This window comes from Thermoactinomyces daqus, assembly GCF_000763315.1.
GTDB lineage: Bacteria > Bacillota > Bacilli > Thermoactinomycetales > Thermoactinomycetaceae > Thermoactinomyces_A > Thermoactinomyces_A daqus.
Window position 1 is genome coordinate 235430 of record NZ_JPST01000014.1, and the last position, 7095, is coordinate 242524.

At 45.3% G+C, this 7095-nt stretch carries 10 protein-coding genes and 1 pseudogene; 7 read left to right on the forward strand and 4 right to left on the reverse strand.

What is annotated here, in order from left to right; translation table 11 throughout:
• The 6 genes and pseudogenes from JG50_RS0107785 to JG50_RS0107810 all read left to right on the forward strand — a co-directional run.
• Positions 1-1248 (forward strand): Gp37-like protein, encoded by a 1248-nt coding sequence (locus JG50_RS0107785; RefSeq protein WP_033100527.1) that lies wholly within the window; start codon positions 1-3, stop codon positions 1246-1248.
• Complete coding sequence (locus JG50_RS0107790) at positions 1249-2214, forward strand: hypothetical protein (protein WP_033100528.1); 966 nt, start codon at positions 1249-1251, stop codon at positions 2212-2214.
• Positions 2211-2546, forward strand: coding sequence for a hypothetical protein (locus tag JG50_RS0107795; RefSeq protein WP_033100529.1), 336 nt, complete (start codon positions 2211-2213; stop codon positions 2544-2546). Before JG50_RS0107790 ends, JG50_RS0107795 begins: the two co-directional genes overlap by 4 nt.
• Before the next feature lie 3 nt (positions 2547-2549).
• Entirely contained in the window at positions 2550-2837 is a 288-nt protein-coding gene (locus JG50_RS0107800; RefSeq protein WP_033100530.1) for a hemolysin XhlA family protein, read from the forward strand.
• A gap of 16 nt (positions 2838-2853) precedes the next feature.
• Positions 2854-3249, forward strand: a complete 396-nt coding sequence (locus tag JG50_RS20430) for a hypothetical protein (RefSeq protein WP_052154109.1) — start codon at positions 2854-2856, stop codon at positions 3247-3249.
• Between the two features lie 47 nt (positions 3250-3296).
• Positions 3297-3971: pseudogene (locus tag JG50_RS0107810) on the forward strand (peptidoglycan recognition protein family protein); the annotation flags it as partial.
• 175 nt (positions 3972-4146) lie between these two features.
• On the opposite strand, the gene JG50_RS0107815 reads toward JG50_RS0107810, so the two are convergent.
• Together JG50_RS0107815 and JG50_RS0107820 are read right to left on the reverse strand one after the other, a co-directional pair.
• On the reverse strand, positions 4147-4593 hold the full coding sequence (locus JG50_RS0107815) for a type II toxin-antitoxin system PemK/MazF family toxin (protein WP_052154111.1): 447 nt from the start codon (positions 4591-4593) through the stop codon (positions 4147-4149).
• Positions 4594-4617: 24 nt separating this feature from the next.
• The gene (locus JG50_RS0107820; RefSeq protein WP_033100531.1) at positions 4618-5283 is read right to left on the reverse strand and encodes a Panacea domain-containing protein; all 666 of its coding nucleotides are present in this window, start codon (positions 5281-5283) and stop codon (positions 4618-4620) included.
• Positions 5284-5489: 206 nt separating this feature from the next.
• Between JG50_RS0107820 and JG50_RS0107825 the strand changes: the two genes are divergently transcribed.
• Positions 5490-5804, forward strand: a complete 315-nt coding sequence (locus JG50_RS0107825) for a hypothetical protein (RefSeq protein WP_033100532.1) — start codon at positions 5490-5492, stop codon at positions 5802-5804.
• A gap of 172 nt (positions 5805-5976) precedes the next feature.
• Here the strand turns inward: JG50_RS0107825 and JG50_RS19285 are convergent, their stop codons facing one another.
• Together JG50_RS19285 and JG50_RS0107835 are read right to left on the reverse strand one after the other, a co-directional pair.
• The gene (locus tag JG50_RS19285; RefSeq protein WP_081943782.1) at positions 5977-6774 is read right to left on the reverse strand and encodes a DUF4352 domain-containing protein; all 798 of its coding nucleotides are present in this window, start codon (positions 6772-6774) and stop codon (positions 5977-5979) included.
• A 13-nt stretch (positions 6775-6787) separates the two neighbouring features.
• Positions 6788-7095: TM2 domain-containing protein (locus JG50_RS0107835; RefSeq protein WP_235281640.1), on the reverse strand; the 308-nt coding region annotated here is incomplete at its 5' end.

A 7095-nucleotide genomic window follows, 5' to 3' on the forward strand; every position in this document is an offset into this window, starting at 1 on the left:
ATGAGTTGCGGCCACTACCAGATATTCATTAGAGACAATTCAACGCTGGAGAAAGTCCAGCAGATCAGCCGTTATCAGCGGTTAGAGATGACCCGGCGGCGGAATGATGTGGGTGGGTGGGTGTTGGAGCTTGATTTAGGATGCGAGGAATTAAAGCACCAATACCAAAATGAACGGTATGGAATCGAGGTATGGAGAAAAGGAAAGCGGTATTTCTCCGGCCCAATCACCCGGATCGGCCGAAGCCTCCAAGGAAACACTCAAACCTTAACTCTAAGTGGTACAGATGAAAACGGTCATCTTTTGAGGGAATTATGCCTGCCTGACCCTTGGCGTTACACCACTCAATTCAACATGGCCTACGACTCCCGAAGCGGGGCCGCTGAGCGGGTGCTAAAGAATTATGTCGATTCGAACATAGGCCCGAACTGCCCGGACGCTTCTCGGCGGGTTCCCAATCTGGTCATTGAGGCATCGCAAGATCGAGGCGAACAGGTTTACTACGTGGCCCGCTTCGATCCGATGAAGAAGGTTTTGGACGATCTCATTTTGCACATCCCCGGTTACAATTACGGGATCACGCAAAATGACTCAAATCAGCTTGAGTTTAAATTAATCCCCTGGACAAACCGTTGGCAAAATGGAACCTCTGGCGGCGTTGAATTTTCCGTGAGGCTGCGAAACCTCATTGCATATGACTATACCTATGAGCGGCCTGACTATACTTTCGTTCTCGTTGGAGGCGGGCGGGATACCAACCAGGGCGATGCGCCGGTATATCGCCAGTTCGCTTATAGCGGGAACGAATACGCCCGTGCTCGCTGGGGGAATTGGGTTCAGTTTGTGGACAAACGCGGAACCACTGATACAAACGAACTAAAACAAGCCGCCTGGGATGCGCTCAAACTAGAAGATGGGAAAGCAGATGCCGAAAAGAACATGATTTCAAAAATCAATTGCACCGCAACCATTACAGAGGTTGACGGCGGCCCACAACTCGGGGTTGATTGGGATTTAGGGGATTATGTCCGAGTGGTGATCCATGAGGGCGAATCGGAGGATGAGTTAATTGAGGTTTTGGATTATATCAATGAGATTACAATCACTTTGACTGATCAGAGCGGCGAAGAAATTTCCGCGACTGTTGGCTCAACAAACTATATCAGCAATAAATGGCCTTTCCCTTATCTGACAGACCGGTTTACTCGAATAGAAGAACGATTGACCAACCTGGAAGGAGGTTATTAGATGGCAACTGAATACTTTCCGTTTGATGAAGGCCAAGGCTCTAACGTGACAGAAACGCAATGGGCCAAGATGGCCCGCTTTTGGCGAATGTCTGGTGTCCTGCCGGACAATATCGACGCCATTTTTGACAGCTTCGTCAGCCGGCCCAGTGATTATAACGACATCCAAGGCGAATTAACGGTAACGGGGAATTCCTCGACGCTCTCTGTTGACGTCAGCCCCGGTAAGGCCTGGATTCACGGGCATTTCTTCTCAAGTGACGCAACAATTAATAAAGTAATCGCTCAGAACACCAACGCCAACGGATACAACAGGATTGACCGTGTCGTGCTCCGGCTTGACTGGACGCAAAACACCATTACAGTCGAGGTATTACAGGGCACGGCAGCGGCCAGCCCTACGCCTCCGGTCTTAACACAGATCGAGGCGAGCAGATGGGAGATTCCGCTTGCTCAGGTGTTAGTCCCGACCACTGCAACCACAGGGGCAAACCTCACAATCACTGATGAGCGTATCCCTTCTCTGCCGCAAGATATGATTGTTGCTTGCAAGCTGTATCAGGCTGCTGATCCAGGACAGATCATAAACAACGCAACCTATACTACAGTTAATTTCGATTCCGCTCACGCTACTTTTCCAGGAATGGCCGACATGACGAACGATCGAATCATTATTCCGATGGATGGAATCTATCTCATCAACTTCAACTATAGAATTAGCGCCTCTTCGGGTATTGGCGCTATTGCCTATTCTGCCGCCGGCGGATCACAGACGATCACCAACAGCGCTATCCTGGCACGAGCAAACAACGTTGAAGCGAGTTTGACGGCAATTAAGAGTTTTTCTAAAGGTGATTTTGTTTGGGCTTCCTACTATCAGTCAACAGGTGGAGCGGTAAATGCCTTTTGGTGGGGGCCTAATTCGCCTTCACTGACTCTCTTTAGATTGGGGGATAAATGGCAATGAGCCTGGATTATCCGTATGACAAAACTTGCTGTAACCTCAAGCTGAATAATGAGTTACTTGCCGCCGGTGTGCCCGTAGAAACCGTTTGGGGGGAGAACTGTAGCAACGGGGTGTGCAGTCGGGTTTATGTTCGAGTTCCTGATAGTGTGACAGCAGATTCACCCGAAAAAGCGACGATGGATCAGGTTGTAGCGGCTCACGATCCGACACCGCCGCCACCTGAGCCGACACCTGACCAACAGCTAAAATCGGACTTGCAAGCGAAGGCATCACCAACAGCAGATGATATTAAAACTATTTTACTCAACTGGTTGGCTAATAAAGGGGTGTAGACGATGAATGAAAATAACGGCGTCGTCATTTCCATAAAGGAGATGTACGATACCCTTCAGGAGGTTTCCCGATCCTTGCAGCGTATTGAGAGTCGATTAGACAAATTAGAGGGAAGGGTTGAGGTGGCCTATCAGGCAGATGAGAGAAGCCGGTTAGCCCTCAACAAAGCTGAAGACGCGCTAGAGTTATCGCAAAAAGTTGAAAATCAAATTGCTTGGTTATGGCGTACGGCAATAGGCGCTTTGATTGTTGGAGCAATCGAGGCGCTTTTTTATATATCCCATTTCTAATTGGAGGATGATGTTTATGTTTGATGTTCAAATCTTTGGTGTATCTGCTGTCGGGGCTATCGTGGCCGTTTGTGCGCTTTTGAAAGACGTAGGATTTCCTCAAAAATACTCTCCAGTAGTGGCTGTAGTACTCGGGGCGCTTACCGGGGTGTTCTTGATCGATCCGGGGAATTGGCAACAAGGATTGATCGACGGGCTCGCGCTCGGGCTGTCCGCAGTTGGTGTTCATTCAGGCGTGAAGAACGTCCGGGAAGGTATTTCAAACCTGCTGAAAAAGCCTGATTCTATCAATGTTCAATTAACCAAGCCGATCGAAAAAGAACTAGCAAATACGCTTGAAAACAAAATCAAGTCGGCAGAAGCCGCAACCCCGGAGCAGTCAGCCGACCCGCAAGCACAACCGCAACAATGATTAAGAGGGCGTTTGCCCTCTTTTAATTCATAGAAAGGAGCATCAACATGGAGATCAAACAATTATTTATTCCAAAATCTAATACGAAAACCCGCCCAGGCATCAAAATGATTCCGCGTTATATTACCATTCATGAGACCGACAACACCGCAGCCGGAGCCGATGCAGAAGCTCATGCCCGACTGCAATACAACGGGAATGACCGGGAGGCTTCGTGGCATTACACGGTCGACGACCACGAAATATGGCAGTCGATCCCCGATGATGAGGTTGCATGGCATGCAGGTGACGGACGGGGAACCGGAAATATGGAATCCTTGGCGATTGAGATTTGTGTAAACGCTGACGGTGATTTTGAACGAGCAAAAGCCAACGCGATCTGGCTGATCCGGCAACTCATGGACAAGCATGGAATTCCAATTGAACGGGTGGTTCCTCATCAGCATTGGAGCGGAAAGAATTGCCCGCGTCACATTCTCACCTACTGGAACACCTTCATCAATCAAATTAAATCGGAAGGCGCGATCATGCCGGAAATCACATACCATAACGACAATGAATTACCGCTCTCGCTTGGTTCTAAAGGGGAATTGGTGAAACAGGTTCAGCAAAGGCTCGGAATTACGGCCGATGGATATTATGGCCCGAAAACGAAGGCGGCAGTGGAGGCGTACCAGAAACAATATGGATTGAAAGTTGATGGGATCGTCGGACAGGAAACGTGGCATTCTCTTTTCCGACCGACGTATCGAGTAGAAGTAGAGGGAAAAGTCGTTCTCGATACGGTCTATTCCGATAAAATCGCCGAAGCAGTCAAAAAGGCTGTCGACAGTGAAGTTAAAGAAATCAAAATTTACCCTCGGTCTTAAGACCGAGGGCTTGTCATCATTTTGTGTATTATAAGTAATCTTCTTCGTCAATATCTCCTATGTATCCGAAATAATCAGCCAGTACTGCTAATAATTCATCTTTCGCATCGTCTGAAAGTTCACCTTTACATATTTGCAGCTTCTGCTTCAAAACTGGTTGCATCTGAGTTAACCGCACTATAGAGTTTTTTTCAATACTGGTTTCATTTTGAACGAATAATTCGACGTCAATTTCGTCTTTATAATCCCATTTACTTGTTAAAGGAGCAACCGTTACAGTAAAACACGTTGGATCGTTATTGACTAAAGAATTATTTGAGACAATAACGACCCAACGGTTTTTATGAAGCTTGCGGTTTTCTCGATTTGCGGGAAAAGATATTTCTTCATCCCCAATTATCCAAACTGATCCAAATGGGAAGCTTCTCAAATCCGCCAATTCTGCCACCTTAGATAATTGGCTGTTCTGTTTCAACCGCTTTCCTCTCCCTCATGGTGATTATCTATATTCTTCTTCTAGCTCAGCGAAAACTTTATTGACCTGATCCCGTAAGTCCTGAAACTCATGGTATAGCTCTAATCGGTAAAGGGCACGCTCTTCTTTCGTCCCCCTAGTTTTGTCTCTTTGAGCTAACCGTTTCCGGGCTGCGATAAGCCTTTTTTTGGACGGACGATAAACAGGGCTTGTTTTGGTCATATTTAGCCTCCTTCCATATAGGCGGCTGTCGTATTTTTTCTCGAGTTCAAGGATTTCAAGCATCGGCGGGGTTGAATAGGAGAAATCAGCTATTTCTGTAGCTGTGAGATTGCTCAACTTACTGATTAAAACGTCTGCAATAAAGCGTTCTTGGCCTGTTAGTTCATCATATGCTTCATATTCAGATTGAGTGTTAAGCGTATATTCATAAGTAACCGAATCCATGTAATACCCATTCACTACATTTACTATGCCCTCAGTTGTCAATTCTGAAACAGTGTCCACAACTTTCTGATCAAATGGGCCATAATTGTATCTGATAAATTGCGTTTCAGTAAAATGTTTGCCGTATTTATTGCGATAATAATATTCAAACAGGTATACGAATTTTACAAGGGAAGTTCGACTCATTCCTACAGGAGCATTTTTAAGAAAGTACACCAGTAATTTTTTGAGATTGTTATCCAATCAGAACACCCCTATGAGCGATTCATTTTCCGCATCCCTAACTCCATTATAGACCATATCTATAAGAATTGAAGTCTTGAATTAACTGAAATACAGGAAAACAGCTTTATTTAGATCATCTTTATAAGTGCTTTGAGTTAACGGGCCTTTTGGCCTCTTGCCTAAATTGAAACGGCTTTATATGATACTTTTGGGAGGGGTTGCGTATGGATAGATCAGAAAGAGTCCGAAGGCTGGCCGATATCGAGGAACATAAATTGAGAAAGGTGATAGCAACAGACCCGCACCCAGTCTATACTGACATGGATGATTACTGTGATGTTTGCTGTCTCCGTTTAAATCGAATACATATTCGGATCGTTGAAGACACACAAAACATGGACGACAATGGGATCAAGGCGTGTTTAGATTGTATTAAAAAACACGATCTTAAAGTACTGGATAACAAAAAAGCGCTTGAGTATGAAGCCATGACAGAAGCGAAACTCAGGATCAAAAAAGGTACGCAAATTAATTTCTGAAAAGGGAAGGAATTTTAAAAATAACGTCTAAAAAAGATGTCAAGATAGGAGGTGAAAATGATGAAACGTTTTCTCATCGGAGAACCCCCGGCTGGAAAAACCGGAGGAGAGCCGCCGCAATGCTAAAAGTTTTTATTTCTAATTGTTATAGGCCCCGATCTTGGGGCCGTTTTTATTTAGCTAAGGAAATGACAGCCGTTGACCCTGTATCGGCCCAACCATACCCGCTTTGTCCATAGAATGTATAATCTTTTGCGGCGCCGCGAATGTCGTAAACCAGCGTAATTTGTTTTTCGCCTGTCGGAGGAATTTCATTCAAAAAGCTGCTTTCGTCGTTTCCATCCACTACGTATAAAATCGCATCCGTATCCGGCTCGAATGAGCGATTTTGTTTATCTTTCAGTACAGTCATGCTGGAATCAATGACCCTTGACTCTTTGTCATTATTCCTTACTGATACTTTCAGGATAGCGAAGTTGCCGGCGCTTGGCTTCTTTGATCCCATTATGTTTTTAAGCTGGTCTTTCTCCTCAACAGAATCTACCCGATATTCCAGCTTCCCGGCTTTGACCCAATCTCCGATCTTGGCCACTTTAGGTTTTTCATCCGGTTTCTTAGTCGAGGCAGGTGATGATACTGCCGGTTTGTCGGCTACTGGTTGATTGTTAGACGTATCTTCTCCTCCGAAAGCAAGACCGAAAATGACGAAGAGGGCAAAAACACCTAATCCCCACCAAGCCCATTTTCTCTGAACGCTTTTGAAGTGATCGACACTTTTCCATGATTTCGCTTTCCAAGCCCATTCACTTCCCTTAGCACCTAATATGATATTCATGATAATGCCGAATATTGGGATAAGTGCGAGCAAACCAATCCAGACTCTGTTACCTATCGCCCATATCGGCCCGAGAAAAAAGGCACCCCAGTTCCATTTTTTCACTTCAGAATGGTTTGTAACGTTCTGATCCATGTTCAAATCCTCCTTATTTGTTTCCAATAGTCATAATGGCTTCATGTTCGATCTGTGCGTTTATGTCTTCGATGCGGTAATAAAGCAGAAAGGCATCTATAAGAGTCCAAATCCCAAAAAGGCCAAGAGTTAACAGCATCAAAATGCCTTGAATAACATCTCCAACATAAAAGCGATGGGCGCCGAAGTTGCCCAAGAAAAACCAGAGCAGATAAGCTGTAGATTTCTTTTTCCCTTTTCGCTCCAACTCAGAGTTAACAAACAACAGCTGTTCTGTGTTTAAATCTTTTCGCAATCGCGAATTTTGCATCGACAAATCGC

Excerpts from the sequence above, each read along its gene's own strand:
- JG50_RS0107790 (WP_033100528.1), top strand. The coding sequence starts at position 1,249 with ATGGCAACTGAATACTTTCCGTTTGATGAAGGCCAAGGCTCTAACGTG.
- JG50_RS19285 (WP_081943782.1), bottom strand. The coding sequence starts at position 6,774 with ATGGATCAGAACGTTACAAACCATTCTGAAGTGAAAAAATGGAACTGG.
- JG50_RS0107800 (WP_033100530.1), top strand. The coding sequence starts at position 2,550 with ATGAATGAAAATAACGGCGTCGTCATTTCCATAAAGGAGATGTACGAT.
- JG50_RS20430 (WP_052154109.1), top strand. The coding sequence starts at position 2,854 with ATGTTTGATGTTCAAATCTTTGGTGTATCTGCTGTCGGGGCTATCGTG.
- JG50_RS0107795 (WP_033100529.1), top strand. The coding sequence starts at position 2,211 with ATGAGCCTGGATTATCCGTATGACAAAACTTGCTGTAACCTCAAGCTG.
- JG50_RS0107785 (WP_033100527.1), top strand. The coding sequence starts at position 1 with ATGAGTTGCGGCCACTACCAGATATTCATTAGAGACAATTCAACGCTG.
- JG50_RS0107825 (WP_033100532.1), top strand. The coding sequence starts at position 5,490 with ATGGATAGATCAGAAAGAGTCCGAAGGCTGGCCGATATCGAGGAACAT.